This window comes from Streptomyces sp. NPDC039430 (assembly GCF_055639435.1).
The window spans coordinates 443,670-469,288 of the sequence record NZ_JBVKAK010000002.1 but is presented as its reverse complement, the minus strand read 5'-3'; the positions used below and the strand labels follow the sequence as shown (position 1 = coordinate 469,288).

Below are 25,619 nucleotides of genomic sequence, written 5' to 3'. Positions count from 1 at the left end.
GCCGGAAATCGTAGGAACCGGCGGGGCCCGGTACCGCCATGATCATGCCGCTCAGCACCACCTCCCCCCCCCCCCCCCCCACCAGACCCCCCCCCCCCCCCCCCCCCCCCCCCCCCCCCCCCCCCCCCCCCGCGTCCGTGGGGAGAGCGCGTGTTACGGGCGGCCCCGCGGCGGCCCGTCGCCGGGGGTGTCCGCGGCCGGCGGGGCGTCGCTGGACTCACCGCCTCCCGGGCTGCTCGGGTCTCCACCACCGGGCTCGGTGCTCGGTGAGCTGTCCCCGGCCGACTCGGAGGGGGGCGGGCTGGACGCCGACTCGGACGGACTGGGCTCCGTCGGCTCCGACCGCGAGGGCGTCGGGGACGGGCTCTGTTCCGGGCTGCTCGGGGCCACCGGTGCCGACGGCGTCTCCCGCACGGGCGCGGCGATGTCCAGGTCGAACCTCGCGTCGGAGCCGCCGTTCAGCGCGCTCAGGGTGTAGTCCGCCCAGATCCTGGCGGGGAACCCGCCGCCGTTGGCCCGGCCGGAGTTGGCGGTGCCGGTCAGGCTGACCTGTCCGCCGCCCTCCTTGGGGGACTCGCCGAACAGCGCGACGACCGTGGTGAGCTGCGGGGTGTAGCCGGAGAACCAGGCGGACCAGTTGTTCTCCGAGGTACCGGTCTTGCCCGCCGCCTCATAGGCGGAGGTGCTGGCCTCGAAGCCCGTGCCGTTGTCGACGACGCCCCGGAGGACATGGGTGACGGTGTCGGCCGTCTCCCGGCTGATCACCTGCTTGCCGACCGGGTCGGGGATCTCGACCGTACGGTCCTTGTGCTCGGCGGACTTCACGATCGTCGGCGTGATCTTCCTGCCGTGGTTGTCGAGCGTCGCGTACACGCCCGCCATGTCCCAGGTGGAGGCGTTCATCGTGCCGAGGGTGATCGCGGGCCGCTCGGGGAAGCCCTTGTCCCGCATCCCGAGGTCCAGGGCGGTCTTCTTGACCTCGGGCGGGCCGACGTCCACGACCATCTGCGCGAAGACGGAGTTGATGGACTTGTTCATCGCGGTCTGGACGCTGACGCGGCCGTAGTCACGGCCGTCCTCGTTCTGCGGGGCGTAAGAGGTGTCGCTGCCCTCGACCGGCCGCTTGCTGGTGCCGTCGTACCTCGTATTGACGCCGATCTTCCGGCCGTCCTGGGTCTCGGAGCCGTTCTCCAGCGCGGAGGCGAGCACCACCGGCTTGAAGGTCGAGGCGGGCTGGTAGTCGGTGCGGGTGGCGTTGGATATCCAGTGCTCGGTGGCGCCCGTACCGCCGTAGAGCGCGACCACCCGGCCGGTCTTCGGGTCGACGGAGGTGGCGCCGGCCTGCACGGTCGCGTCCGTCTTGTTGTCCTTGCGGTCGAGCTTGCTCTCCAGCTGCTTGTCGACCGACCGGGCAAGCTCCTTCTGCCGCTTCGCGTCGATACTGAGGGTGATCGTCCAGCCGCCCTTGGCGATCTCCGCCTTGTCGACGCCCTGGCGGGCCAGTTCGTCGTTGGCGGCCTCGACGAGGTAGCCGGCCTGGCCCTCCATCCCCGGGGCGGCCTTCGGCGTCCGCGGCACCGGGAACTTCAGCCCCGAGCGGGTGGCGGAATCCAGCCACTTCTGCTCGACCATGTTGTCCAGGACGTAGTTCCAGCGCTCGGTGACCAGCTTCCTGGCGGTGGCGGTGGCCGCCGTCCAGTCGTACTGGCTGGGGGCCTGGAGCAGCGCGGCGAGATACGCGCCCTGGGCGACGTTCAGCGCGGAGGCGTCGATCCCGTAGTACGCCTGGGCCGCGGCCTGGATGCCGTACGCGCCGCGGCCGTAGTAGCTGGTGTTGATGTATCCGGCGAGTATCTCGCTCTTGCTGGTGTTCCGGTCCACCTTCAGGGCGATCACCAGCTCCTTGAGCTTGCGGGTGACCGTCTGGTCCTGGTTCAGGTAGTAGTTCTTGACGTACTGCTGGGTGATGGTCGAGCCGCCCTGCTTGCCCTTGCCGGAGAGGGTGTTGATCAGGCCGCGGGTCGTGCCTTTGATGTCGACGCCGGAGTCCTGGTAGAAGGACTTGTTCTCGGCGGCGACGAAGGTGCGCTGGACGTCCTTGGGGATCTGCTCCAGGCCGACGATCTCGCGGTTGATCTCACCGGTGCGGGTGAGGATCGTGCCGTCGCTGTACTTGTAGACGTTGCTCTGCATCTCGGCCTGCGCGTTGGCGCTCGGCACGGGGACCAGCACATAGAGCACGATCAGCCCGCCCATGGCGAGCAGACAGAGCCCGAAGAACGCTCCGAGCAGTTTTCTGAGCGTGAAGAAGCGGCGTATGCCGCCTGGTGCGGCGGCGCGGCGCGCTCCGTGCCGGCTCGCCCTTCTGACTTCCGCTCGGCCCATCGCCGTCCACGCCCCGTTCTCTCATCCGCTCCGTCAGGACTCGTCCGTAGCTGCTCACCCACCGGAATCAGCTCAGAAAGCTAACACCGCTCGCTGTGACAAAGGGCATCGATCTGGTCTTTTGGGGCGTGACAATCAGCACCTATCCCACCTGAACCGACTCCCGGGAGCGCCGGAGGGTTGCACTGGGACGTAATGTGTAATCACAATGCTAGCTACCGCCCATCGGCGGCAGTGAACCGAAAACGGGGACAGAACATGGCTTCCACCAGCACACCCACGGCTACGACCATGACGGACGACATACCGGAGATGCCCGCACCGCGGGTCCGGGAGAATCCCGCCCACAGCATCGGCGGCGGGCTCGCGCTGCTGCTCGGACTGCTCGGCCTCATCGCCGGGGGCGCCCTGTGCGTCCTCGGAGCCATGGCCGGCCCGGCCGGGCTGAAGGCGGCGCTGATCACGGTCGGCGTACTCGTCGCGATCGCCGCGTTCTTCGCGATGTGCGGACTGAACATGGTGGCGCCGGGCGAGGCCCGGGTCGTCCAGCTCTTCGGCCGCTACCGCGGCACGATCCGCACGGACGGACTGCGCTGGGTGAACCCGCTCACCTCCCGCACCAAGATCTCGACGCGGGTACGGAACCACGAGACGGCCGTCCTGAAGGTGAACGACGCCTACGGCAACCCCATCGAGCTGGCCGCGGTGGTCGTCTGGAAGGTCGAGGACACCGCGCAGGCGATGTTCGAGGTGGACGACTTCCTGGAGTTCGTCTCCACGCAGACCGAGGCGGCCGTACGGCACATCGCCATCGAGTACCCGTACGACGCCCACGAGGAGGCCGGCCTCTCGCTGCGCGGCAACGCCGAGGAGATCACCGAGAAGCTCGCCGTCGAACTGCACGCGCGGGTGGAGGCGGCCGGCGTCCACATCATCGAGTCCCGCTTCACGCACCTCGCCTACGCGCCCGAGATCGCCTCGGCGATGCTCCAGCGCCAGCAGGCGGGCGCCGTCGTCGCGGCCCGCCGGCTGATCGTGGACGGCGCGGTCGGCATGGTCGAGGCGGCGCTCACCCGCCTCACCGAGCAGGACATCGTGGAGCTGGACTCCGAGCGCAAGGCCGCGATGGTGAGCAATCTGCTGGTCGTGCTCTGCGGGGACCGGGCCGCCCAGCCGGTCGTGAACACGGGCACGCTCTACCAGTGACCGAACGCAAGCAGGTTCTCCTGCGACTGGACCCGGCGGTGTACGACGCCCTCGCGCGGTGGGCGTCCGACGAACTTCGCAGCGCGAACGCGCAGATCGAGTTCCTGCTCCGCCGGGCCCTGGGCGAGGCGGGCCGGCTGCCCACCGACGCGGCACCCATCCCGCGCCGGGGCCGGCCGCCGAAGACGGCGGAGCCGGGGCCGCCCGAGGGGGAGTCGGAGGACGGAACACCGGGCGGGCCGTCGACCGGGCGGACTGCTTAAGCGTCACGCCCTGCTCAAAGCGCCGATCCGCAGCGCCCATGTGGGCCCCCTGTCACCGAGCCGGGCAGACGTACTCCCTGCGCTCACGGTGCGGACTGCAAGCGATCAGGTTGACGGACAGGAATCGGCCGCCGGTCGCCCACCATCCGCCGACGATATCCGCGCGGGCCGCCAGGCGCCGGGCGATCTCGTCGGGGGCGGCAAGGGGGGCGTAGCTGCCGGTGAACGTCTCGGCGTGTCGTGCCAGTTGTGCCATGTACCAGTCCGTCGCCTCTTGGGGTTCAGTGAACGTCGCCTCGATCCTGGACGCGCTCTTGAGTAGCCAGTCCGCGCTTTCCAGCGGCATTACCTGCGCCGACGCGAACTCGGGATGTCCAGGGCGCCGATGAGCGTCGCCCGGCTTGACCAGTACGCCGCCGTGACCGAGCCATACGTACGCGTGGTGGTGCGGCATCATTTTTCTCCTCCGCCAGGAGTGGGCGGCCCCGCCCGGAGAAGGGGCCGCCGCGTTTGAGGATGTGCTGTTACCCGCGACCGCAGCCGTCGCCATCGCCACAGCCGCCGGAAGGATTGCCGCCCTGTCCGTCGTCGCCGCTGCTTCCGCTGCTGCCGCCGTTGTCCTCTCCGCCGTACTTGACCAGGTCGATGAGGTGTCGCATGGTGACCTCCTGTGCCGTGTCGGCATCCGGTCCGTCCGGACGGCTCGACTGGTGCGGTGCTGGGCCCTGGTGGCCCGAACCCGTTCCGGCCGGCCTTTCCTTCGCCGGGAGTCCGGCCGGAAACGGGGGTTCTATGGGGCGAACTGATCGCCGGCGATCGTCAGGACGAACACGAGAAGCGCGGACAGCGCGATGACGAGAACCGTCAGCGGAGGCAGGGGACGTCTCGTCACTAGCGGGTTCGCACGCCGGTGGCGCCCACGAGCGCTCTTCCGGCCGAGGCGGACCGCCGTATGTACATACCGATGGCATCCCGGCTCGCGCCCAGCGGCATGGAATCGAGTCCGAGGGTGATGCATGCGAGTCCGCCCCCGGTCAGGTGGGCGCGCCAACGAGGGCCGGGGTCCGGAAGGCGCAGGAGGCAGTCGTGGTGGCCGTAGTCGAGAGCGGTGATCGGGCCCCGGATCAGCAGGCGTTCACCGACGTACGGCACGGTCCCGACGGCGCGCCGCAGCCCCATCGCAGCGGCAACGCTCCGCAGTCCGGCCTCGACATTCCCCGCCGTCTCACCGGGGCGACGCGGCGGCGGATGTCCGAGCAGCAACCACGCCACCGGGCCCGCCGGTGTGACGTCGAGCCATGTCGATACGACACACCCCGCGACGAACCCTGCGCTCGGGACAGTGGATTGGCCGGTCGGTGACTCCGTCACCGTGCCACCACTGCCCATACGGTCTTGCCGAACGGCTGGTCGACCACGCCCCAGCACTCCGCCAGCGCCTCAACGATGAACAGCCCACGCCCCCGGTCGCGTTCATGTGAAACGGGCTTGAAGGACGGTCGACGCCGTACGGGGTCCCGCACCTCGATACGGACACGGGTGGCCGTGCCGCTCAGGCCGAGGAGCACGGAGTCGCCGGGCTCGGTCCCGTACCGAACGGCGTTGGTGACCAGCTCCGAGACGACAAGTTCGACGTCGGCCGTGTGGTCGGGTGCCACATCCGGCAGGTGGTACGCGATGAACTCGCGTACGTAGGCACGAGCGGCCCGGACGGACTCCGGGGAACCGACGAGCATGAGCTGGGGCGGAGGCCCCGCCGGTGGCCGACAACCGGTTTTTTCGTACTGCTTCGGGAGCATGGTCACCATGCGATTCCCCTCGGTAGTCCTGTACTGACCAGCACTCACCCCACTCGCACTTCGGTTACTTTCCGTGGCGAACTGGGCACATGAGGTGGTGGGTGTCGATCGTCGCAACGCGGCCCACGCAGATCTACCGACAGATCCACGTCATTCCTGCGCGAGCAGAGCGAGGAAGGAGACAAACCCTCGACAGAGTGACGACAGAGTTCCGACAGATTCGTCAGGAACCCAATGAACAGGCCTAGTTACAGGCATCGCGGGCGTAACGTCGCCCTATCGCGCTGGACAGCACAGGGGGATTCCATGGCCACGCTCCTCCGGTCCCTGATCGACGAAAGGGGATGGAAGGACTACCGAACCTTCATCGATCAGTACCACCAGCCAGCACAAAGCTTGGCTGCGAAGGTTCGGGACTCTTCTCTCACCACGCACACGGTCTCGGACAGGACCTATGAGCGCTGGTACTCGGGGAGAGTGACGCCTCAGAACGATGCCCGGAGAATTCTCGCGCACCTGTTCATGAGGCCGATCCAGGAACTCTTATCCGAGGCTCCAGCCAAGGAACGTCTACTCATGGGGAACAGGTTTTCTGGGCAGTTCAGCTTGTCGGACACCAACGTCCGCGCCGCTTCCGGCGCGGAACAGCAGAAGATGGGACGGGACGCAGCTATGGCCGCACGACGCGCCATTGAATTCGCCATGGGGGCGGAGCACAACGAGGTAGGGCCGGAAACCATGGCCTACCTTCAGGACGAAACCCGACGCATTGCCGGCATCTATACACGCGTCCCCCTGGGCGCTGTCCTGGACGACTTGACCCAACTCCAGGATCGCGCCTTTCGGTTGCTGGAAAGCGGCCGCGCGAAGCCGTCGCAGACCAGGGACCTCTACTTTCTCGCCTCACTGCTGTCCGGAATGCTGGCCAAGGCGAGTCACGACCTCGCTGACCCGGCGTCGGCCATGATGCAGGCGCGAACAGCGGCTGTGTGTGCGGACAAGGCCGAGCACATCGGCATGAGCGCTTGGGTTCGGGGGCTCCAGTCCCTCATTTCGTACTGGGCCGAGCGTCCGGAGGACGCTCTGCACTTCGCTCGCCAAGGAGCATCGACCGCGACGGACCTCACGGGAAGCGTGACCGTATGGCTCGCCGGTCTGGAGGCCCGAGCCGCTGCCGTGCTCAGGGACCCGGAAAGCGTGGCCGCCGCCAATCTCCGTGGACGCGAAGCCAGAGACCGGACGGCGAGCGATGACCTCGACGAGTTGGGCGGCAACTTCGTCTTTCCCGCTTGCCGACAGGACTACTACGAGGTGGAGGCAACCGTGCTCCTCGGCCACTCCGACGCCGTGCCGGGCCTGGTGACTCGTGCTGAGCAAGCCGTACAGGGATTCAGTGATCCGGACGATCCGCACTGGGCATTCGGCGACGCGGCGGGCGCGCAATCCAATCTTGCTCTCGCGCGTCTCGGCTCAGGCGACGTGGATGGGGCCGCCGCCGCGGTTCAGCCCGTGCTGGATCTACCTCCCGCGCAGCGCAACGCCGGCATCATCGGCTCCGTGGACCGCGTACGGGTAGCGCTCCTGCGTGAACCGGTGCGTGACGCCGTGGTCGCGAGGGATCTGCGCGATGAAATCGCCATGTTCGGTCGGCAACTCCCGCTTGCCCTGCTCCGTTGAAGCACGCCTGCCGAAAGGCCTGTCGGCGCCGCCGTGCCCTCAAGCACGGAAGCGTCGGCGGGCTCGTGCACTGTTCGAGTGCAACGGCCAAACACCTCTCGTATCAAGCGCGGCTTGCATGCCCTCGGCCTGCACTAGCATCGGTCAGCATGTATCCGGTCGATCGTCACAGCGCGCGTCTCTCGCTCCGCGAACTCGTCATCGATGACGTGGAAGCGGTCCATTCCATCTACGGCAGCCCCGAAGTCACCGAGCACCTGAGCTTCGCGCCGCGCTCACGCACCGAAGTCGAAGGAATCGTCTCTCGTTCCATAGCGTCCGCGACGGCCTCGCCACGGGACGAGTACGCCCTCGCCCTTGTCGCGCGGGACAGTGGCGAACTCACCGGATACGTCCGTCTCGCCCTCGACCCTCATCAGCAGCGCGCAGCCACGATCGGAGGCGCACTGCGATCCGATTTCTGGGGACGCGGCTACGGTAGAGAAGCTGTGCGGCTACTCCTGGCCCTGGGTTTCTTGGACCTGGACCTTCATCGCGTCTGGGCAGCTCGCGCTCCGATGAACACCGCGTCCGCGAAGACACTCCTGGCCTCAGGGATGACCGAAGAGGGAGTAATCCGCGGACACGTCCATGTCCATGGCGCCTGGCGGGACTCCATCACCTACGGAATCCTTCGCGAAGAGTGGTCGGCAGGCGACGAGCCGTAGTCGCAAGGCGGGACTGGACTCCTCCACACATCTATACACCGCGTGTACAGTGAGGGAATGTCCATCGGTCACACCCTCCTCGGGCTTCTGGAGTCCGGGCCGCGCCACGGATACGACCTCAAGCGGTCCTTCGACGATCAATTCGGCCGCGACCGCCCCCTGCACTACGGACAGGTCTACTCGACCATGTCCCGGCTGCTGAAGAACGGGCTCGTCGTGGTCGACGGCGTGGAGGCCGGCGGCGGCCCCGAGCGCAAGAGATACGCGATCACCGACGCCGGTGTCACCGATGTCGGCAAGTGGCTCGCGCAGCCGGAGAGCCCGGAGCCGTACCTCCAGTCGACCCTCTACACCAAGGTCGTCATCGCGCTGCTCACGGGCCGCAGCGCCGCCGATCTGCTCGACGCCCAGCGCGCCGAGCATCTGCGGAAGATGCGCGAACTGACCGCGCGCAAGCGCCAGGGCGACCTCGCCGACCAGCTGATCTGCGATCACGCGCTGTTCCATCTGGAGGCGGATCTGCGCTGGCTGGAACTGACCGCCGCCCGGCTGGACCGGCTCGCCACGGCGGTACGCCGATGACGCCCGTCGGCTCCCTGCTCATCGCCGACGATCTGCGCAAGTCGTACGGACCGACCCCCGCGCTCGACGGCGTGACGTTCTCGATCCACCCGGGCGAAGTCGTCGCCGTCATGGGCCCGTCGGGCTCGGGCAAGTCCACGCTGCTGCACTGCCTCGCCGGGATCGTGCCGCCCGACGCGGGCACGATCACCTACCGGGGCCGTGTGCTGACCGATATGCCGGAGGCCGAGCGCAGCGCCCTGCGCCGCGGCGAATTCGGCTTCGTCTTCCAGTTCGGCCGGCTCGTACCGGAACTGACCTGTCTGGAGAACGTGGCGCTGCCCCTGCGGCTCAACGGCGTCCGGCGCAAGGACGCCGAACGCGCCGCGCGCGAGTGGCTGGAGCGGCTGGAGGTCGCCGGCATCGGGTCCCAGCGCCCCGGCGAGGTCTCCGGGGGACAGGGCCAGCGCGTCGCGGTCGCCCGATCCCTGGTCACTTCTCCGCGCGTGATCTTCGCCGACGAGCCGACCGGCGCGCTCGACTCCTACAACGGCGAGCGGGTGATGGAGCTGCTGACCGAGGCGGCCAGGTCCACCAGTGCCGCCGTCGTCCTGGTCACGCACGAGGCGCGGGTCGCCGCCTACTCGGACCGTGAGGTGATCGTGCGGGACGGCAGGGCCCGCGAGGCGGAGTTCACCGTATGACGCTCCTCGATCGCGCCAGACCCCCCGCGTACGCTCCCCCGGTCCCGAAGCGTGCGCCCGGCCGGCTCCGCACCTGGGCCCGTGACCTCGGGCTCGGGGTACGGTTCGCCGCCGCGGGCGGACGCGAGGGCTGGATCCGTACGCTGCTGACCGCCGTGGGGGTCGGGCTCGGGGTCACACTGCTCTTCCTCGCCGCGTCCGTACCAGGGGTGATCGACGCGCGCGCCGAACGGACGGCCGCCCGCACCGTCGCCGAGATGGCGGACGGGGCTCCGGTGCCCCGCTCGGACACGACGATGGTGTGGATCAACGCGGAGACCGAGTACCGCGGCGACACCGTCGGCGGCCAGCTGCTGCGTCCGGACGGCGCCAGCCCGCCACTGCCGCCCGGTGTCACGAAGGTCCCGGGGCCCCGGGAGATGGTGGTCTCCCCCGCCCTGCGGGAGCTGCTGGACTCGCCCGACGGCGCGCTCCTCAAGGAGCGGTTCGGCAACCGCGTCGTCGGCACCATCTCCGACGCCGGTCTGCTCGACCCGGAGGAGCTCCGTTTCTACGCGGGCAGCGACAACCTCACCACGGCCAAGGGCGGCCATCGGACGGCCGGTTACGGCTCCGGCGGCCGGCCCGATCCGATCAATCCGTACCTGGTCGTGCTGATCGTCCTGGTCTCCGTGGTGCTGCTGATGCCGGTGGCCATCTTCATCGCCACCGCCGTCCGATTCGGCGGCGAGCGCAGGGACCGCAGACTCGCCGCGCTGCGGCTGGTGGGCGCCGATATCGCGATGACCCGGCGTATCGCGGCCGGGGAGGCGCTGTTCGGCGCGGCGCTCGGTCTGCTCGCCGGATGCGCGTTCTTCCTGGCGCTGCGGCCGCTGGCGGGCGGGGTACGGCTGTGGAACCTCAGCGCCTTCCCCGGCGACCTGGTCCCGGCGCCGGCGCTCGTCGCGCTGGTCGTGGCGGCCGTACCGGTGGCGGCGGTCGGGGTGACGCTGGTCGCGCTGCGCTCGGTCACCATCGAACCGCTGGGGGTCGTACGCGAGGCCCGCCCCCGGCGTCGGCGGCTGTGGTGGCGGCTGCTGATGCCCGTCGCCGGTGTCACCCTCCTGAGCACGGTCGGCACGATCGGCGAGGCGACCGCCGTCGATCCGTACCCCATCGCGGCGGGCGCGGTGCTGGTGCTGACCGGTCTGACCACCCTGCTGCCCTGGCTCGTCGAGGCCGTGGTGGCGGGGATGAGCGGCGGACCGGTGCCGTGGCAGCTCGCCGCCCGCAGGCTCCAGCTGAACAGCGGCCCGGCGTCCCGGGCGGTCATGGGAATCACCGCGGCCGTGGCGGGCGCCATCGCCGTCCAGATGACGTTCGCCGGGATGCACGAGGACTTCGTCAGGCCCCCCGGTCAGGATCCGACGCGCGCGAACATCACCGTCGAGGCGTTCTACGGCAGCGGGCGGCTGGCCCAGGAGATGACCGACGGCTTCCGCGGCACCAAGGGCGTCACGGGGGTCGTCGCCGTGGCCGAGAGCTACGTCGTCAGGCCGGGGCCGGTGGCCCCGCACGAGATCCAGCCCACCACCATCCTGACCGTCGGCACCTGCGCCACCCTGCGGGAGCTGGCGAGGCTGCCCTCCTGTGAGGACGGGGACACCTTCGTGGCCCATATCCCCGGGCGGAAGCGGCAGAACGAGTGGGTCGACAAGGCGGCCCGGCCGGGCGAGCCGGTCGACCTCGGCAGCCGTACCGTGAACGGCGTCGCGGAACCCTCGCTGTGGACACTGCCCGCGTCGGCCCGGACGGTCGAGGCCAGGACCGACCCGGTGGGCCGCCTGAACGACGGCATCCTCGCCACCCCGGGCGCCCTCGACCCGAGCCGTATGCCCGACGCGCGGACCAGCGCCACGATCCGGCCCGACGAACGGGTCGCGGACGCCGAGGAGTACGTACGCAACACCGCGGCGGCGCTCGATCCGACGATGCGGATCAACACGTTCAAGGCCGTGGAACGCGACAAGCAGTACGCGAGCGTGCAGACCGGTCTGCTCGTCGGCGGCACCGCCACGATGGCGCTGATCGCCGCGAGCATGCTGGTCTCCCAGATCGAGCAACTGCGCGAGCGCAGACGCCTGCTGTCGGTCCTGGTGGCCTTCGGGACGCGCCGCTCGACACTCGCGTGGTCGGTGCTCTGGCAGACCGCGATCCCGGTCGCGCTCGGCACACTGCTGGCCATCGCGGGCGGACTGACCCTCGGTGCCGTACTGCTGAACCTGCTCGCCAAACCGGTCGCCGACTGGTGGGTGTTCGCGCCCTTCGCGGGCGCGGGCATCGCGGTCGTCCTGCTGGTGACGGCGGCCAGCCTGCCGTCCCTGTGGCGGATGATGCGGCCGGACGGCCTGCGATCGGAGTGACCGTACGGCGGGTGCGGCGCCGGCTCGCGGTGTCAGCTCGTGATGTCGGCTCGTGATGTCGGCTCGCGGTGTCAGCTCTGCCGCGGCACGCGCGGAGGCCGCGGCGACGGGGCGCTCAGGCGTACCGGGAGCGTGCTCAGGGACTCGCGCAGCGCGTCCGCGAAGGTCTCGAACTCGCCGCCCCGCGCCGCGCCCGTGCGCATCGCCAGCGCGATCCTGCGCGCCGGGGCGGGCTCCGCGAAGTATCCCGTGGCGAGCCGGTCGTTGCGGCCGGTCTCGACCTGTACGGCCGTACGCGGCAGCAGCGTGACCCCGAGACCGCCCGCGACGAGTTGCACCAGCGTCGACAGTCCCGCCGCCGTGGTCGTCACGGGCACGCCGTCGGCGCGGCCGGCCTCCCGGCAGATGTCCAGCGCCTGGTCGCGCAGGCAGTGGCCCTCGTCCAGGAGCAGCAGCGGCAGTTCGCGCAGCGCCTCGCGCGGCAGTTCGCGGCGGCCGCCGAGGGGATGGTCGTCGGGGGTGACCAGGACGAAGTCCTCGTCGAACAGCGGCAGTTCGGTGACCGAGGGCTGGCCGAGCGGTACGGCGAGCAGCAGCAGATCCAGCCGGCCGGCCGCCAGACCGTCCAGCAGGGAGGAGGTCTGCTCCTCGTGCACCTGGAGGTCGAGCTCCGGGTAGCGGTCATGGACCAGCCGGAGCACGGCCGGCAGCAGATACGGGGCGACGGTCGGGATCACGCCGAGCCTGAGGACTCCGGTGAAGGGCGCCCGTACCGCCTCGGCCTCGTCCACCAGCGCGCCCACCGCGTCCAATACGGCCATCGCCCGGGACGCCAGCCGTTCACCGGCCGGGGAGAGCAGCACCCTGCGGGTCGTACGTTCCACGAGCTGTACGCCGAGGACCTCCTCCAGCGCCGAGAGCGCGCCGGAGAGCGCGGGCTGGCTCATCCCGATCGCGGCGGCCGCGTCCCGGAAGTGCAGATGTTCGGCCACGGCCGCGAAGGCCCGCAGCTGGGAGAGGCTGGGCTGTTTGGCCCGCGGGCCGGACGGCCTGACGTGCTGCGTCACCGACACCGACACCACTGAACCGACCCCACTGATAGGCACCTCCGATCACGGCGACCGAGTCTAGCTATTTCTATGATCAATGCCGACTGTGCCACCATCGGTGAGCCGTCCAACCGCCCGGAAGACCTCAAAAAGGGACTTCCCACCCCCACAAGGAGAGCCTGTGCTCACCGTTGGTGACAAGTTCCCCTCTTTCGAATTGACCGCCTGTGTCTCGCTGGAGAAGGGCAAGGAGTTCGAGGAGATCAACCACAAGACCTACGAGGGCAAGTGGAAGGTCATCTTCGCCTGGCCCAAGGACTTCACCTTCGTGTGCCCGACCGAGATCGCGGCCTTCGGCCGGCTGAACGACGAGTTCGCCGACCGTGACGCCCAGGTCCTCGGCTTCTCCGGCGACTCCGAGTTCGTGCACCACGCCTGGCGCAAGGACCACCCGGACCTGCGCGACCTGCCCTTCCCGATGCTCGCCGACTCCAAGCACGAGCTGATGCGCGACCTCGGCATCGAGGGCCAGGACGGCTTCGCGCAGCGCGCCGTCTTCATCGTGGACCCGAACAACGAGATCCAGTTCACGATGGTGACCGCCGGTTCCGTGGGGCGTAACCCCAAGGAGGTCCTGCGGGTGCTCGACGCCCTCCAGACCGACGAGCTGTGCCCGTGCAACTGGAACAAGGGCGAGACCACCCTCGACCCCGTCAAGCTCCTGTCGGGCGAGTGATTTCCGATGGCCCTCGATGAACTGAAGTCGGCGCTGCCCGACTACGCCAAGGACCTGCGGCTGAACCTCGGTTCGGTGATCGGCAACAGCGGGCTGCCCGCGCAGCAGCTCTGGGGCACCGTGCTGGCCTGCGCGATCGCCTCGCGCTCGGCGCGGGTGCTGCGCGAGCTGGAGCCGGAGGCCAAGGCGAACCTGAGCGCCGAGGCGTACACCGCCGCCAAGTCGGCCGCCGCGATCATGGCGATGAACAACGTCTTCTACCGGACCCGGCATCTGCTGTCGGACCCCGAGTACGGGACGCTGCGCGCCGGTCTGCGGATGAACGTCATCGGCAACCCGGGGGTGGAGAAGGTCGACTTCGAGCTGTGGTCGCTCGCCGTCTCCGCCGTCAACGGCTGCGGCCAGTGCCTCGACTCGCACGAGCAGGTGCTCCGCACGGCCGGTGTGGACCGCGAGACGATCCAGGAAGCCTTCAAGATCGCCGCGGTGATCCAGGCGGTCGGCACGACGCTCGACGCCGAGGCCGTGCTCGCCGAGTCCGTACTCGCCGAGTAGAGCCCGAACGGAACAGGCCCCCGCACTCCACCATGTCGTGGAGCGCGGGGGCCCGTTATGTCCGGGCCGTCCGCGGTCACTTCCTGACCGCGGCCATCAGCGCCTTCATGTCCTCGACCATCGCGGGTTCGAGGACGGCGGGATCGACCGGTTTCGCTTCCGGTGGTGTCACGTGCCCGCCACCGGGCGGGCCCTCCGTGACGGACTCGCTCGCGACCTCGATCGAGAGCACGGCCCGGCCGTCCAGGACCTTCAGCTCGGGGCCGTACCCGTCGGAGTCCGTCATCAGATAGGCGCGCTCGCCCAGTTCCGGTACCCGCTTGGTCTTGCGCTCGACGACCTGGGAGAGCGCGAGCGGGGTCAGCGTCGCCTCGAACTCCGGTTCCGGATCGGTCTCCTTGTGCAGGGCGTAGTGGACGGTGACGGACGCGTACGACCTCGTCAGGACGTCGTCCTTCGCCTCGGGCGGCCGTCCCGGCGCCATCGTGACCTGGCAGAAGGACCGGTCGACGGTGCGCTGTTCCTCCACCGCGGGCCGCGGGGACCGCTTGCCGCCGAGGAGCGCGGAGAGCGCGGACAGATCGGCGTCCCGGCAGAGGTCCTCGCTGATCCGGTAGCCGCGCAGATCCGGCCCCGTCCGGTCGTACGCGTACAGTCCGCCCGCCCAGACGGCGGAGGCGACGACCGCGCCGCCGAGGGCCCAGAGCCATCGCACGCGGTGCGGCGGTGGTGCGGGGACGTCGTCGCCGACGACCGTCCCGGGCCCTTCGGGCGGTTCGGGAGCCGCCGGGGACCGCGGCGGCAGCGGGGAAGGCGAGGACCGCGGGCCGCTGTGCCCGCCGTCCTCGCCTTCCAGTTCCGGTTCGGATATCACTCCCGGCCGTCCCCGGCCTCGGCGGTGGCGGGCCTGGCCGCCGGCGCCACGGCCGGGGCTTCCGGAGCCTGAGCCTCCGCCGAGGACGGGGACGGGGACGAGGAGGAGGACGAGGACGGGGAGGAGGGCGAGGACGCGGACGAGGCTGACGAGTCGGCGGGGTCCTGCGACGTCGGGCCGGGCAGGGCCTGTTCCGCGCTGTACGCCCGGAGATAGCCGACCACCGTATTCGTGACGGCCACCACCGGCACCGCCACCACCGCCCCGCCGATGCCCGCGACCAGACTGCCGATCGCGACGGAGAGCACGACGGCGAGCGGATGCACCCGTACCGCACGGCCCAGGATGAGGGGCTGCAGCACATGCCCCTCGATCTGCTGGACCCCGAGGACGACGCACAGGACCATCAACGCCGTGAACACGTCCTGTGTGACCAGCGCGACGACCACGGCCAGCGCGCCCGAGATCAGCGCGCCCACCAGCGGGATGAAGGCGCCGAGGAAGATGAAGACGGCCAGCGGCACGGCCAGCGGGACATTGAGGAAGTAGAGCCCGAGACCGATGAAGAGGGCGTCGATCAGCGCCACCAGTACCGTGCCGCGCACATACGCGGTCAGGGTGCGCCAGGCGCGCGGCCCGGCTCCGGCGACGCCCTCACGGGCCTGCGCCGGGACGAGCTTGAGCGTCCAGTGCCAGATCTTCCTGCCGTCGTACAGCAGGAAGAGCGTCGAGAACATCGCGAGGACGATCCCGGTCAGCAGCTCGACGATCACGGTCAGGCCCTGCAGCCCGGCGGACGTGATCTTCTCGGTGTTGGAACCGACCGCGTCGCTCAGGGTCTTCGCGATGTCATTGATCTGGCCCTCGGTCACATGGAACGGGCTGTCGAGCAGCCAGCGCTTCAGCTCGTTGATGCCGTCCGTGACGCGGTTGGAGAGATCGTCGATGTTCTCCATGACCTGCCACACCACGAACCAGCCGACCAGCCCCATGAGGACGAACCCGGCGACCGCGGTGAAGGCCGTGGCCAGGCCACGCGGCATCCCGTGCCGCTTGAGCCAGGCGACCGTGGGCTGGAGGAGCGCCGTGATCAGCAGACCGGCGGCGAAGGCCATGACGACCAGCTGTACGGCGCCGATGACCCGCATCAGCACCCAGAGCAGCCCGGCGAGGACGAGCAGCCGCCAAGCCGCCTCCCCCGCGACCCGCATCCCCCAGGGGATGGCGGAGACGGGGTCGGGCTTGGCCGCGACGGAGGGAGCGTACGCCGGGGGTGGGGGCACTTTCTGGGGCGCGGTCCGCGCGGCCGGCCGGTCGTCCTCCTCGGCCTCGGCGCGGCGCTGGTCCAGACGCTCCCCGATACGGGTCAGTTCGGCACCGACCTGACCGAGCCATGCGGGTACTTTCGACATGAAGTTTCCTCTTCCCCCTGTGCTGTCCCCAACTCACTCCCCCGGGGAGCACGGAGCGCGTTCGAATCGACCGTACACGTGCGAAGCCCCCCGCCGTAGGACGGCGGGGGGCTTCGTGAGGTTGAGCGCCGGGAGAACCGGTTTCAGCCGGTCACGCCCTAGTACCAACCGTTGGCCTGCCAGAACGCGAACGCCTGGCAGGGGCTGCCGTAGCGGTCCGAGTTCATGTAGTTCAGGCCCCACTTGATCTGCGTGGCCGGGTTGGTCTGCCAGTCGGAGCCGACCGAGGACATCTTGGAGCCGGGAAGCGCCTGCATCAGACCGTAGGCACCGGAAGACGGGTTCTGCGCCCGGTAGTTCCAGGTGGACTCGCGCTCCACGATGCTGCTGAAGCACTGGAACTGATCGGCGGGAACGATCTGCCGTGCTATCGCCTTGACCTCGGCGACGGTGTACGAGGCCTGCTGGGGGAAGGACCCGGTCGAGGACTGGGAACGGACCTCGTCGCGGCTCGCGCGCTCCTTGGCCTCCTTGGCCTCGCGCTCGCGCTCGGCCGCGTCGTCGGCGGCCTCCTTCTTCGCCTTGGCGTCCTTGGCAGCCTGGATACGGGCCGCTTCCTCCGCTGACTTCTTGGCGGTCGCGTCGGCGGCGGCGGCCTGTACATCGGCCTGCTGCGTCAGCGACGCGGTCTGCACCTGGGCCTGCTGGCCCGCGGGGATGTCAGCGAGAAGCGTCATGTCGGCTGCGGTCGCCTCGAAATTGTCGTTGGAGACCTGGGGGTCGCCCGAGGCGACACCCACGACAGCGCCGACGGTGGTGACCGCAGTGGCAGATGCCACGGCGAATCCCCGGACCGAGATCCGGCTCACACGGTGTCCTTCCAGCAACATCCGCGTACGTGACCTCGCGGACGCAATCGTGCCCCTGGCACTGGTCTCCGTACTACGGCGTCACGGGAGACACGGGCCCGGTGGGCAACCCCCCTGCGGGGACTGCCGCGTGGTGCGCGGGCGGCATGCGGCGGCAGTTGTTGAGTTATGTGGTGCCACATCACTGAAGATGCGCGTGTGCCGCATGCGGGGCCTGACGGAAGCAAGACTCTGCCGGAAGGTAACGGCGCGAGGCAATTCTTCGTTGCGTGGGAAAGCTCACACTCCGTTTGCGTCAGGAGAATCGAGGAAACAGCGGCGCGGCACAGCGCCGCCCGGCTAAGCTGCTGCGCTTTCGCCGGGCGGCGCCAAGTGTGGTGATACGGGGTTAGATCTGACCGTCCTCCAGCATTTCGGTCACGAGAGCGGCGATCGGTGAACGCTCGGAGCGGGTGAGCGTGACATGCGCGAAGAGCGGATGCCCCTTGAGCTTCTCGACGACGGCGACAATTCCGTCGTAACGCCCCACCCGGAGATTGTCGCGCTGGGCGACATCATGCGTGAGCACCACCCGGGAGTTCGCCCCGATACGGGACAGAACGGTCAGCAGTACGTTCCGTTCCAGGGACTGGGCCTCGTCGACGATGACGAACGCGTCGTGCAGGGACCGGCCTCGGATATGCGTGAGCGGCAGCACTTCGAGCATGCCGCGCCCCAGCACTTCCTCGATGACCTCGCGGCCGGCGACCGCGGAGAGCGTGTCGAAGACGGCCTGCGCCCACGGGCTCATCTTCTCGGCCTCGGTGCCGGGCAGATAGCCCAGCTCCTGCCCGCCGACCGCGTACAAGGGACGGAAGACCATCACCTTCTGATGCTGTCTGCGCTCCAGGACCGCCTCCAGCCCCGCGCACAGGGCCAGCGCCGACTTGCCGGTGCCCGCCCGGCCGCCCATCGACACGATGCCGATGTCCTGGTCGAGGAGGAGATCGAGGGCGATGCGCTGCTCGGCGCTGCGGCCATGGATCCCGAACGCCTCGCGGTCGCCGCGGACGAGCCTGACATGGCCCTCCGCGGTGATCCGGCCGAGCGCCTTGCCGCGCTCGGACTGGAGCACCAGCCCCGTGTGCACGGGCAGATCGCTCACCTCGGGCACGAAGAGGGAGTCCTCGGTGAACAGAAGGTCCACCTGATCCGCGGCGAGCGACACCTCGCTCATCCCCGTCCAGCCGGAGGAGCCGGCGGATTCGGTGATGGCGAGCTCGGCGCGGTACTCCTCGGCGAGGAGCCCGACCGAGGACGCCTTGATACGCAGGGGCAGATCCTTGGAGACGACCGTGACGTCGTACCCCTCGGCCTGCAGATTGCGGGCCACCGCGAGAATCCGTGAGTCGTTGTCCCCCAAGCGGAAGCCGGCGGGCAGGATGCCGGGATCAGAGTGGTTGAGCTCGACGCGCAGCGTGCCTCCCAGGTCGCCCAGGGGGATGGGGGCATCGAGACGGCCGTACCGGATCCGGAAGTCGTCGAGCAGGCGCAGCGCCTGCCGGGCGAAGTAGCCGAGCTCCGGGTGGTGCCTCTTGGCCTCCAACTCCGTGATCACCACGATCGGGAGCACCACTTCGTGCTCGTCGAAGCGGGACATGGCGTTCGGATCGGCCAGCAGGACGCTGGTGTCGAGAACGTAGGTGCGCCTGTCGGGCATGCGGCGCTTTGTGCTGGTCACCACGGAAGGACGTACCCCCTCGGATGAGGTCGGGGTGCGACGGCGTCGCGGGCGGGTGGGCCGGGTCCTGACCCCGTGCGCGGGCCGGACTCCGGCCCTCCATGTCGCCCGTACGACTCGGCGCACGGTCGTCCTGGTGCAAAGGGCCTCCCGGGCGGACGGCCCCATGCCGTCCGCTGAGATGCGACGCCCACTGACTTGTTTTGGACGTCGACCTGGGGGAGGTATTCCCTCGAACACGCGCCGCCATGCCAGGGCATAGGACGGACGGTGGATGAACCGTGGGTGAAGCGGGCGGTCCCGCCCGGCGGAATCGGCCGGGCGCCGGCCGGCGCCGAGTCGCCGTCTCGCGGCGTCCTTACGGGAGAAGGGGGAGGTCAGGTCCCGTAGCGCCGATGACGTGCGGCGTAATCGCGCAGCGCTCGCAGAAAGTCGACTTTACGGAAGGCCGGCCAGAAGACTTCGCAGAAGTAGTACTCCGAATGGGCGCTCTGCCAGAGCATGAAGCCGGAGAGACGCTGCTCGCCGCTGGTGCGGATGACCAGGTCCGGGTCGGGCTGGCCGCGCGTGTAGAGATGAGAGGAGATCAGATCGACGTCCACGATCTCGGCGAGTTCCTCGAAGGAGGTGCCCTTGCTCGCGTGGTCCATCAGCAGGGAGCTGACCGCGTCCGCGATCTCCTGCCGGCCGCCGTACCCCACGGCGACATTGACGAGTATTCCCTCATTGCCGACGGTGGCCTGTTCCGCCTCCTTGAGAACGGTCTGCGTATGGGCGGGCAGCAGATCGAGCGTGCCGACGTGGTGCACCCGCCAGCGGCCGTCGGCCGCCAGATCGCGGACCGCGTTCTCGACGATGCCGACAAGCGGGGTCAGCTCGTTCTCGGGACGGTCGAGGTTGTCCGTGGAGAGCATCCAGAGGGTGACCACCTCCACCTTGGTCTCGGAGCACCAGCCGAGCAGTTCCTGGATCTTGTTGGCGCCCGCCTTGTGTCCTTGCTCGGCCGTGCCGCCCGCCGCCCGCGCCCAGCGTCGGTTGCCATCGAGGATGACACCGATGTGCTTGGGCACCTGGGTGTGGTCGAGGCGGCCTTCCACCCGGCGTGCGTAGAGCCGATACACCAGGTCGCGCAGGTTCACTGAGTCCACCCTCTCGATTCCATGGGGACCGGCGCGCCCACTGACGGGATCCTGGGGCCGGCCCGGGGACCCCGAAGCCGTCACATTACTGCGCGGGCCCCACAGGGACCCAACCCGGTCTGTCACAAGTACGTGATAAGGAGAGAAGCGTGACTGATTTTCCCTCATACCTCGCAGCCGACGACCGGTACGACTCCATGGAGTACCGGCGCAGTGGACGCAGTGGCCTGAAACTGCCCGCCATCTCGCTCGGCCTCTGGCACAACTTCGGCGACGACCGCACCCTCGATTCGCAGCGCGCGATCCTGCGCCGCGCCTTCGATCTCGGCGTCACGCACTTCGACCTGGCGAACAACTACGGTCCGCCCCCGGGATCCGCCGAGCTGAATTTCGGCAAGATCTTCGCGCAGGACTTCTCGGCCTATCGTGATGAACTCATCATTTCGACCAAGGCCGGTTATTTGATGCATCCCGGCCCTTACGGCGAATGGGGTTCCCGTAAGTACCTGCTGTCGTCGCTGGACGCGTCCCTGAAGCGGATGGGGCTCGACCACGTCGATATCTTCTACTCCCACCGCTTCGACCCGAACACCCCGCTGGAAGAGACGATGGGGGCGCTGGCCTCCGCCGTGCGGCAGGGCAAGGCGTTGTACGTCGGTGTGTCGTCGTACACCGCGGAGCAGACCGCCGAGGCGGCCGGGCTGCTGAAGGAGATGGGCGTGCCCGCGCTCATCCACCAGCCCTCGTACTCGATGATCAACCGCTGGACCGAGGACGACGGACTGCTGGACACCCTGGAGGCGGCCGGGATGGGCTGTATCTCCTTCGTGCCGCTCGCCCAGGGGCTGCTGACGGACAAGTATCTGAAGGGCATCCCGGAGGGCTCGCGGGCCACCCAGGGCAAGTCCCTGGACCCGGATCTGCTGTCGGACGAGGTCGTGCGGCGGCTGACCGGGCTGAACGAGATCGCGCGGCGACGCGGTCAGTCGCTGGCGCAGCTGGCGCTGACGTGGGTGCTGCGTGACCCGCGTATGACGTCCGCGCTGATCGGGGCGTCAAGTACGAAGCAGCTGGACGAGAACGTCGCGGCGCTGGCCGCGCCGGAGCTCTCCGCCGATGAGCTGAAGGAGATCGACAGCTTCGCGGTGGACACGGCGGGCACGAACATCTGGGCCGGCCGGGGCTGACCCGGGCGGGGCTGGCTCCGGGCGAGGCTGACTCGCCGAGGCGGGGCTGGCTCCGGGCGGGCGGGGCTGACACAGAAAACGGGCCGGTCCGTGGGGGGGGATACGGACCGGCCCGAGGGGGGGTTTCCACCATAACCCTTCATAACTGATGGTGGGCGTCGCGACGGGCCGTGCCGGGGCTCCGAAAACCACGGCCGGCCGCGCGAGGCCCGTGGTACCAGGCATTTCGGGGGTTCCGGCGGCCGGAGTGGCGAGTAGTTGCCACCCCGCGCCGTTACCCTCGGGAGCGACCCTCGCGCTTGACCGCCTCGATGAGGAAGCGCGTCGTGGTCGCGACGAAGGGCCCCTCGGCCTCGATGCGGCGGTGCAGCGCCGCCAGCCTGTCGCGGTACCGCTCGACGGTGAAGCCGGGCACCATCCAGATCACCTTGCGCAGGAAGTAGACGACGGCCCCGATGTCGTGGAACTCCGTACGGAGCGAAGCCGTGCGCAGATCGACCACCTCCAGGCCCGCGGCCCCGGCCGCCTCCCGCGCCCGCTCGGGGTCGCGGGCGGACCGCGCCTCGGGAGGCTGCGGCCCCAGGAAGTACTCGACGAGTTCGAAGACGCTGGCCGGGCCGACCTCCTGGGAGAAATAGCGGCCGCCGGGGCACAGGACCCGTGCGATCTCCTCCCACCAGGCGTGTACGGGGTGGCGGCTGACGACCAGATCGAAGGCGCCGTCCGCGAACGGCAGCGGCGGCTCGTCCGGGTCGGCGACGACCGCGACGCCGAGCGGGTGCAGCAGGGCGGTGGCCCGCGCCAGATTCGGCGGCCAGGACTCGGTGGCCACGGTGAGCGGCGGGCGCGCCGGTACGGACGCGAGCAGCTCGCCCCCGCCGGTCTGGATGTCCAGGGCGGCGGTGGCCCGGGACATCCTGTCCGCCATCGACCGGGCGTACCCCCAGGCGGGGCGCTCCTCGGTGGCCCGGCCGTCCAGCCAGGAGAAGTCCCAGCCGTCGACGGAGACGGCAGCGGCCTCGGCGATCAGCTCTTCGAAGGTGCGGGAGTGAGCGGAGGGCATGGGGCGATCGTGACAGTGGCGTCCGGGGTCCGCGAACGCTTTTCGGACCGTACGGTCGGCCGCGCGGCGTGCGTCACACGGCGGCCGGTCGTACGGGGTCGATCGCGTGGCGGTCGATCGCGTGGCGGGCGGTCGTACGGCGGGCGGTCGTACCGCTTCCGTCACGCGGCGGCGAGAGCGCCGAGGAGGATGCCGATCAGCGCGCCGACGATCATGAAGGGGCCGAAGGGGAACGCGGACTTGCGCCCGGCCCGGCGCAGCAGAATGAGCCCGAACCCGTAGAGGGAGCCCAGCAGGAACCCGGCGAAGGCCCCGACGAACAGGACCGTCCAGCCGTACCAGCCGAGCGCGACGCCGAGGGAGAGGGCGAGCTTGACGTCTCCGAAGCCCATCCCGTTCGGGTTGATGAGGAAGAGCACGAAGTAGCAGACGCCGAGGGCGAGTCCGCCGAGCAGCGCGGTCGGCCACGAGCCGCCGGGTCCGCCGGGTCCTGTGCCGTCGCCGCCGCCGTCGGGCAGCAGCGCGGCCAGCCCCAGCAGTACGGCGGCCGCCACCGCGAGCGGCAGGGTCAGCTGGTCGGGCAGCCGGTGCACATTGCGGTCGACGAGCGCCAGCAGTACGGCGAAGGGCGCGAGCAGCAGCCATACGGCGAGTTCGGGGCGGGGGCCGGTGGCTGCGGCGAGGACGGCGCAGGCGAGGGCGGTGAGAAGGGGTACGGGGAGGGACAGCGCGTAGCGGACGCGGGCGCCGGAACCGCCGACCGCCGGTTCGGCCACTGAGCCGGCGGAACCGACCCTGGAACCGGCCGCGGAACCGGCAGAACCGACCGCGGCTCGCACCACCGGGCCGGCCGCGGAACCGGTCTCGGAACCCGTCTCGGAACGACTCGCTGTACTGACGGGAGTGGCTGCACTGGCGCCGGTGGCGGTGTGGCCGGTGCCGGGGCTTTCGACGTCGGCACCGGGGCTGTCCGCCGTACCGGCGGGCGCGGCCGCCGCGCAGCCCGTACACCTCGCGACGCCGAGCCACCCGCCGAGGGGCCCCGTGATCGGGTGCCCGGCCGGGCAGCTGTCCCGCCACGCGTCCTCCGGCTCGACGGAGAGACGGTAGGCGGCACGCGGCAGGAGCAGTCCGGTGGCCGCACCCCAGAGCGCGGCGACGACGATCAGCGTGGCGTACACAGCACTGACCTTAAGGCGCGCGCCAGACCCGGTCATGGGTCCAGGGGCCCACTCCGCCCGTCCCAGGACCCAGCGCGCCCCTCGGGTGACGCGTGGCAGGACCACGGGCGCTACGGTCTACGGCCATGGGCACTTGGCGTAACGGCACAGGGCAGTTGACGGTCGCGGGGCAGGACGTTCCGGTGGAGCTGGAGATCGCCGCGTCATACGGGACACGGCGGCGTGGGCTGCTCGGGCGCGAGGGGATCAGCGGCGCGCTGCTGATCACTCCGTGCAACAGCGTGCACACCTTCAGGATGCGCTTCACCATCGATGTGGCGTATCTGGACAAGGAGTTGACGGTCATCGATGTCCATACCCTGAAGCCGGGCCGGCTCCCCCTGCCGCGCTGGCGGGCCCGCCATGTGCTGGAGGCGGAGGGCGGGGCGATGGAGCGGTGGGGGCTGCGGCCCGGGGTGCGGCTGAGTGTGAACGTGAACGCGGAGCGCGCTGCGTGAGTCCCGGAGCGCGCCACGTGGGTCAGCGGAGCGCGCCGCGTGGGTCCGCGCGCTAGGTGAGCTTGGTCGCCTGGGCGGCGAGCAGGACCGGTGGCATCCGCGGTGTCGCGCCGTTCTCGAAGTTCGCGGTGTAGAAGGTGGCTACGGTGCCGCCCACCCGTACGAGATGGAAGACCAGCGGGACCGGATCGCCCTCGAAGTCCCCTGTCAGCTGGTAGGCGAGCGCGTCGTCCCCCGCCTTGACCGTGCTCAGCCGCTTGACGCCCGTGTACGTCGAGGGGCCGTCGCCGCCGGAGGCCGTAAAGCCGTCCGCGCAGGCCGTGACGGCGGCGCGCAGCCGGTTGAGCAGGGTGCTCGCGTCCCGTACGCCGTGGGTGGTGAGGAACTCGGAGACGGCCGGGCGGTCGTTGTCGGGGCCGACGAGCTGCCGGTACGCGACGGCCTTCCCGAGCGGTTCCGGCTTGCCGTTCAGTACGGCCGTCAGGGGCAGGCACTCGCTCCTGTCCGCGGTCTCGCCTCCGGGCGGCGGGGCGTCCATCGGACCTGCCCTGAAGCCCGGCACATCGCCGTCGGCGAGGATGGCACGGTTCAACTCCCCCGGCGTGAGGGCCTTCCCGCCGCTCGCTCCGATGCCGGTGAGATCCGGGCGCGGGGTCGCCGCGAGTGAGGGCGCCGCCGACGAAGGAGCGGCCGGCGAGGAGGCGGCGGACGAAGGGGCGGTGGACGAAGGGCGTGAGGTGGCCGGTGCCTCGCCGCCGGCTTCCTTCGCGCCGGTGCGCTCCCCGCCGCCACAGGCGCCCATCAGCCCGAGCGAGAGCGCGGCGGTCACGGCGGCCAGGCAGACACGCCGTACCGTCCCCGGCATGTCCTGCTCGTGCCCGCCTTCGGTGCGTGTGCTCATCCGGTCACTCCTCACTGGCTCGTGCCGCCGTGCGCGTTCATGCCGGCCCGCGCGTCGGTCGGCATCACGGCCCGCTCGCCGAGCGGTGTCACCTCGGCACCGGGGAAGGCGGCCACCGCCGTCTCCACGGCGTTCACGGTGTACACCGGCCGCCCGTCGGCCGCGGTCATATCCGAGGCGGCCTCCGCGGCCACCAGCCGCGCCCGGGTCACCACCGGGGCGGGCGATCCGCCGGCCGGGGCCGCGAGCCAGTACGTCTCCGGGTCGACGTGGTCGTCCGGATAGAGCACCGCGGCCCCCGTACGGGCGGCGAAGGCCGCGGCCAGTTCCGCCTCTGTCTCGGGCGCGCCGTACGCGACGGTCGCGGGCTGCACCTGTACGTCCAGGCTCATCACCACATCGCCCCGTACCCGGTGGTGCGTACAGAGGACGAACGCCTCCCAGTCGCGTGCGTCCTGGCCGTCCTCCTCGGCGCACACGTCCACCTGGCCGGGCCGCACGCCGGTCGCGTGCGCCAGTGCGGCGATGAGTTCGGACGGTTCGAGCCGTTGGCTGATCAAGAAGTTGCAGAGCATGTGCACGTTCCCCCGTCGACGACTCCGGCGGCTCGCGCGTGGGCGTCCGGGTTCTGTGTCCTGGACGTACGCGACTCCAGCGATGCGGACGTTATGCGGTCCGGGGCACGTGGTCATGGGCCCTGGGACCCGGTACACGCGTGGGTCCGGGCCCAAA

Annotated in this window: 26 protein-coding genes; 11 read left to right on the top strand and 15 right to left on the bottom strand. The window is 70.0% G+C overall.

Features of this window, described 5'->3' with window-relative positions; all coding sequences use genetic code 11:
- Positions 1–153: 153 nt before the first annotated feature.
- On the bottom strand, positions 154–2,385 hold the full coding sequence (locus ACZ7LS_RS07150; protein WP_385137101.1) for a transglycosylase domain-containing protein: 2,232 nt from the start codon (positions 2,383–2,385) through the stop codon (positions 154–156).
- Positions 2,386–2,643: 258 nt separating this feature from the next.
- Between ACZ7LS_RS07150 and ACZ7LS_RS07145 the strand changes: the two genes are divergently transcribed.
- Entirely contained in the window at positions 2,644–3,591 is a 948-nt protein-coding gene (locus ACZ7LS_RS07145; protein WP_382530559.1) for an SPFH domain-containing protein, read from the top strand.
- A complete protein-coding gene (locus ACZ7LS_RS07140) occupies positions 3,537–3,854 on the top strand; it encodes a type II toxin-antitoxin system antitoxin (protein ID WP_382530565.1) in 318 nt (105 codons plus the stop codon). The genes ACZ7LS_RS07145 and ACZ7LS_RS07140 overlap by 55 nt, the downstream gene beginning before the upstream one ends.
- Positions 3,855–3,906: 52 nt before the next feature.
- Here ACZ7LS_RS07140 and ACZ7LS_RS07135 read toward each other — a convergent pair whose 3' ends face one another.
- The 4 genes from ACZ7LS_RS07135 to ACZ7LS_RS07120 form a co-directional block, all read right to left on the bottom strand.
- Complete coding sequence (locus ACZ7LS_RS07135; RefSeq protein WP_385137098.1) at positions 3,907–4,311, bottom strand: hypothetical protein; 405 nt, start codon at positions 4,309–4,311, stop codon at positions 3,907–3,909.
- A 67-nt stretch (positions 4,312–4,378) separates the two neighbouring features.
- Positions 4,379–4,513, bottom strand: a complete 135-nt coding sequence (locus ACZ7LS_RS07130) for a hypothetical protein (protein ID WP_382530555.1) — start codon at positions 4,511–4,513, stop codon at positions 4,379–4,381.
- Between the two features lie 232 nt (positions 4,514–4,745).
- The gene (locus ACZ7LS_RS07125) at positions 4,746–5,126 is read right to left on the bottom strand and encodes a hypothetical protein (RefSeq protein WP_385137096.1); all 381 of its coding nucleotides are present in this window, start codon (positions 5,124–5,126) and stop codon (positions 4,746–4,748) included.
- A gap of 95 nt (positions 5,127–5,221) precedes the next feature.
- Entirely contained in the window at positions 5,222–5,662 is a 441-nt protein-coding gene (locus tag ACZ7LS_RS07120) for an ATP-binding protein (RefSeq protein WP_382880524.1), read from the bottom strand.
- A gap of 297 nt (positions 5,663–5,959) precedes the next feature.
- Between ACZ7LS_RS07120 and ACZ7LS_RS07115 the strand changes: the two genes are divergently transcribed.
- The 5 genes from ACZ7LS_RS07115 (at position 5,960) to ACZ7LS_RS07095 (ending at position 11,704) form a co-directional block, all read left to right on the top strand.
- Positions 5,960–7,330 carry a hypothetical protein gene (locus ACZ7LS_RS07115; protein WP_385137094.1) on the top strand — a complete coding sequence of 457 codons (1,371 nt, stop codon included), beginning with the start codon at positions 5,960–5,962 and terminating at the stop codon, positions 7,328–7,330.
- A gap of 149 nt (positions 7,331–7,479) precedes the next feature.
- A complete protein-coding gene (locus ACZ7LS_RS07110; RefSeq protein ID WP_382530547.1) occupies positions 7,480–8,037 on the top strand; it encodes a GNAT family N-acetyltransferase in 558 nt (185 codons plus the stop codon).
- A 57-nt stretch (positions 8,038–8,094) separates the two neighbouring features.
- Complete coding sequence (locus tag ACZ7LS_RS07105; protein ID WP_382530545.1) at positions 8,095–8,619, top strand: PadR family transcriptional regulator; 525 nt, start codon at positions 8,095–8,097, stop codon at positions 8,617–8,619.
- Positions 8,616–9,302 (top strand): ABC transporter ATP-binding protein, encoded by a 687-nt coding sequence (locus ACZ7LS_RS07100; RefSeq protein WP_385137091.1) that lies wholly within the window; start codon positions 8,616–8,618, stop codon positions 9,300–9,302. The genes ACZ7LS_RS07105 and ACZ7LS_RS07100 overlap by 4 nt, the downstream gene beginning before the upstream one ends.
- The gene (locus ACZ7LS_RS07095; protein WP_385137089.1) at positions 9,299–11,704 is read left to right on the top strand and encodes an FtsX-like permease family protein; all 2,406 of its coding nucleotides are present in this window, start codon (positions 9,299–9,301) and stop codon (positions 11,702–11,704) included. Before ACZ7LS_RS07100 ends, ACZ7LS_RS07095 begins: the two co-directional genes overlap by 4 nt.
- Positions 11,705–11,775: 71 nt before the next feature.
- Here the strand turns inward: ACZ7LS_RS07095 and ACZ7LS_RS07090 are convergent, their stop codons facing one another.
- On the bottom strand, positions 11,776–12,771 hold the full coding sequence (locus ACZ7LS_RS07090; RefSeq protein WP_382530539.1) for a hydrogen peroxide-inducible genes activator: 996 nt from the start codon (positions 12,769–12,771) through the stop codon (positions 11,776–11,778).
- 163 nt (positions 12,772–12,934) lie between these two features.
- On the opposite strand from ACZ7LS_RS07090, the gene ACZ7LS_RS07085 reads away from it, so the two are divergent.
- Positions 12,935–13,489, top strand: a complete 555-nt coding sequence (locus ACZ7LS_RS07085) for a peroxiredoxin (protein ID WP_382530538.1) — start codon at positions 12,935–12,937, stop codon at positions 13,487–13,489.
- 6 nt (positions 13,490–13,495) lie between these two features.
- Positions 13,496–14,044, top strand: a complete 549-nt coding sequence (locus ACZ7LS_RS07080; protein ID WP_382664366.1) for an alkyl hydroperoxide reductase — start codon at positions 13,496–13,498, stop codon at positions 14,042–14,044.
- A gap of 76 nt (positions 14,045–14,120) precedes the next feature.
- On the opposite strand, the gene ACZ7LS_RS07075 is transcribed toward ACZ7LS_RS07080, so the two are convergent.
- The 5 genes from ACZ7LS_RS07075 to ACZ7LS_RS07055 form a co-directional block, all read right to left on the bottom strand.
- Complete coding sequence (locus tag ACZ7LS_RS07075; RefSeq protein ID WP_385137086.1) at positions 14,121–14,918, bottom strand: hypothetical protein; 798 nt, start codon at positions 14,916–14,918, stop codon at positions 14,121–14,123.
- Entirely contained in the window at positions 14,915–16,330 is a 1,416-nt protein-coding gene (locus ACZ7LS_RS07070) for an AI-2E family transporter (RefSeq protein ID WP_385137084.1), read from the bottom strand. The genes ACZ7LS_RS07075 and ACZ7LS_RS07070 overlap by 4 nt, the downstream gene beginning before the upstream one ends.
- 158 nt (positions 16,331–16,488) lie before the next feature.
- Entirely contained in the window at positions 16,489–17,199 is a 711-nt protein-coding gene (locus ACZ7LS_RS07065) for an aggregation-promoting factor C-terminal-like domain-containing protein (RefSeq protein WP_382664362.1), read from the bottom strand.
- Positions 17,200–17,587: 388 nt separating this feature from the next.
- Positions 17,588–18,922, bottom strand: a complete 1,335-nt coding sequence (locus tag ACZ7LS_RS07060) for a PhoH family protein (protein ID WP_382530531.1) — start codon at positions 18,920–18,922, stop codon at positions 17,588–17,590.
- Positions 18,923–19,296: 374 nt separating this feature from the next.
- The gene (locus ACZ7LS_RS07055) at positions 19,297–20,058 is read right to left on the bottom strand and encodes an isoprenyl transferase (RefSeq protein WP_382530563.1); all 762 of its coding nucleotides are present in this window, start codon (positions 20,056–20,058) and stop codon (positions 19,297–19,299) included.
- 149 nt (positions 20,059–20,207) lie between these two features.
- On the opposite strand from ACZ7LS_RS07055, the gene mgrA reads away from it, so the two are divergent.
- On the top strand, positions 20,208–21,245 hold the full coding sequence (mgrA, locus tag ACZ7LS_RS07050; protein ID WP_382664360.1) for an L-glyceraldehyde 3-phosphate reductase: 1,038 nt from the start codon (positions 20,208–20,210) through the stop codon (positions 21,243–21,245).
- A gap of 274 nt (positions 21,246–21,519) precedes the next feature.
- On the opposite strand, the gene ACZ7LS_RS07045 is transcribed toward mgrA, so the two are convergent.
- Both ACZ7LS_RS07045 and ACZ7LS_RS07040 read right to left on the bottom strand, forming a co-directional pair.
- Entirely contained in the window at positions 21,520–22,308 is a 789-nt protein-coding gene (locus ACZ7LS_RS07045; RefSeq protein ID WP_385137082.1) for a class I SAM-dependent methyltransferase, read from the bottom strand.
- 161 nt (positions 22,309–22,469) lie between these two features.
- On the bottom strand, positions 22,470–23,489 hold the full coding sequence (locus ACZ7LS_RS07040; RefSeq protein WP_385137080.1) for a prepilin peptidase: 1,020 nt from the start codon (positions 23,487–23,489) through the stop codon (positions 22,470–22,472).
- A 125-nt stretch (positions 23,490–23,614) separates the two neighbouring features.
- Between ACZ7LS_RS07040 and ACZ7LS_RS07035 the strand changes: the two genes are divergently transcribed.
- Positions 23,615–23,986 (top strand): DUF192 domain-containing protein, encoded by a 372-nt coding sequence (locus ACZ7LS_RS07035; protein ID WP_382530523.1) that lies wholly within the window; start codon positions 23,615–23,617, stop codon positions 23,984–23,986.
- A gap of 52 nt (positions 23,987–24,038) precedes the next feature.
- On the opposite strand, the gene ACZ7LS_RS07030 is transcribed toward ACZ7LS_RS07035, so the two are convergent.
- Positions 24,039–24,887, bottom strand: coding sequence for a hypothetical protein (locus ACZ7LS_RS07030; protein WP_385137078.1), 849 nt, complete (start codon positions 24,885–24,887; stop codon positions 24,039–24,041).
- An 11-nt stretch (positions 24,888–24,898) separates the two neighbouring features.
- The gene (locus ACZ7LS_RS07025) at positions 24,899–25,462 is read right to left on the bottom strand and encodes a hypothetical protein (protein ID WP_385137076.1); all 564 of its coding nucleotides are present in this window, start codon (positions 25,460–25,462) and stop codon (positions 24,899–24,901) included.
- Positions 25,463–25,619 lie beyond the last annotated feature (157 nt).

Excerpts from the sequence above, each read along its gene's own strand:
- ACZ7LS_RS07150 (WP_385137101.1), bottom strand. The coding sequence starts at position 2,385 with ATGGGCCGAGCGGAAGTCAGAAGGGCGAGCCGGCACGGAGCGCGCCGC.
- ACZ7LS_RS07145 (WP_382530559.1), top strand. The coding sequence starts at position 2,644 with ATGGCTTCCACCAGCACACCCACGGCTACGACCATGACGGACGACATA.
- ACZ7LS_RS07135 (WP_385137098.1), bottom strand. The coding sequence starts at position 4,311 with ATGATGCCGCACCACCACGCGTACGTATGGCTCGGTCACGGCGGCGTA.
- ACZ7LS_RS07130 (WP_382530555.1), bottom strand. The coding sequence starts at position 4,513 with ATGCGACACCTCATCGACCTGGTCAAGTACGGCGGAGAGGACAACGGC.
- ACZ7LS_RS07120 (WP_382880524.1), bottom strand. The coding sequence starts at position 5,662 with ATGGTGACCATGCTCCCGAAGCAGTACGAAAAAACCGGTTGTCGGCCA.
- ACZ7LS_RS07115 (WP_385137094.1), top strand. The coding sequence starts at position 5,960 with ATGGCCACGCTCCTCCGGTCCCTGATCGACGAAAGGGGATGGAAGGAC.
- ACZ7LS_RS07110 (WP_382530547.1), top strand. The coding sequence starts at position 7,480 with ATGTATCCGGTCGATCGTCACAGCGCGCGTCTCTCGCTCCGCGAACTC.
- ACZ7LS_RS07105 (WP_382530545.1), top strand. The coding sequence starts at position 8,095 with ATGTCCATCGGTCACACCCTCCTCGGGCTTCTGGAGTCCGGGCCGCGC.
- ACZ7LS_RS07100 (WP_385137091.1), top strand. The coding sequence starts at position 8,616 with ATGACGCCCGTCGGCTCCCTGCTCATCGCCGACGATCTGCGCAAGTCG.
- ACZ7LS_RS07095 (WP_385137089.1), top strand. The coding sequence starts at position 9,299 with ATGACGCTCCTCGATCGCGCCAGACCCCCCGCGTACGCTCCCCCGGTC.
- ACZ7LS_RS07080 (WP_382664366.1), top strand. The coding sequence starts at position 13,496 with ATGGCCCTCGATGAACTGAAGTCGGCGCTGCCCGACTACGCCAAGGAC.
- ACZ7LS_RS07070 (WP_385137084.1), bottom strand. The coding sequence starts at position 16,330 with ATGTCGAAAGTACCCGCATGGCTCGGTCAGGTCGGTGCCGAACTGACC.
- ACZ7LS_RS07045 (WP_385137082.1), bottom strand. The coding sequence starts at position 22,308 with ATGCCCTCCGCTCACTCCCGCACCTTCGAAGAGCTGATCGCCGAGGCC.
- ACZ7LS_RS07035 (WP_382530523.1), top strand. The coding sequence starts at position 23,615 with ATGGGCACTTGGCGTAACGGCACAGGGCAGTTGACGGTCGCGGGGCAG.
- ACZ7LS_RS07030 (WP_385137078.1), bottom strand. The coding sequence starts at position 24,887 with ATGAGCACACGCACCGAAGGCGGGCACGAGCAGGACATGCCGGGGACG.
- ACZ7LS_RS07025 (WP_385137076.1), bottom strand. The coding sequence starts at position 25,462 with ATGCTCTGCAACTTCTTGATCAGCCAACGGCTCGAACCGTCCGAACTC.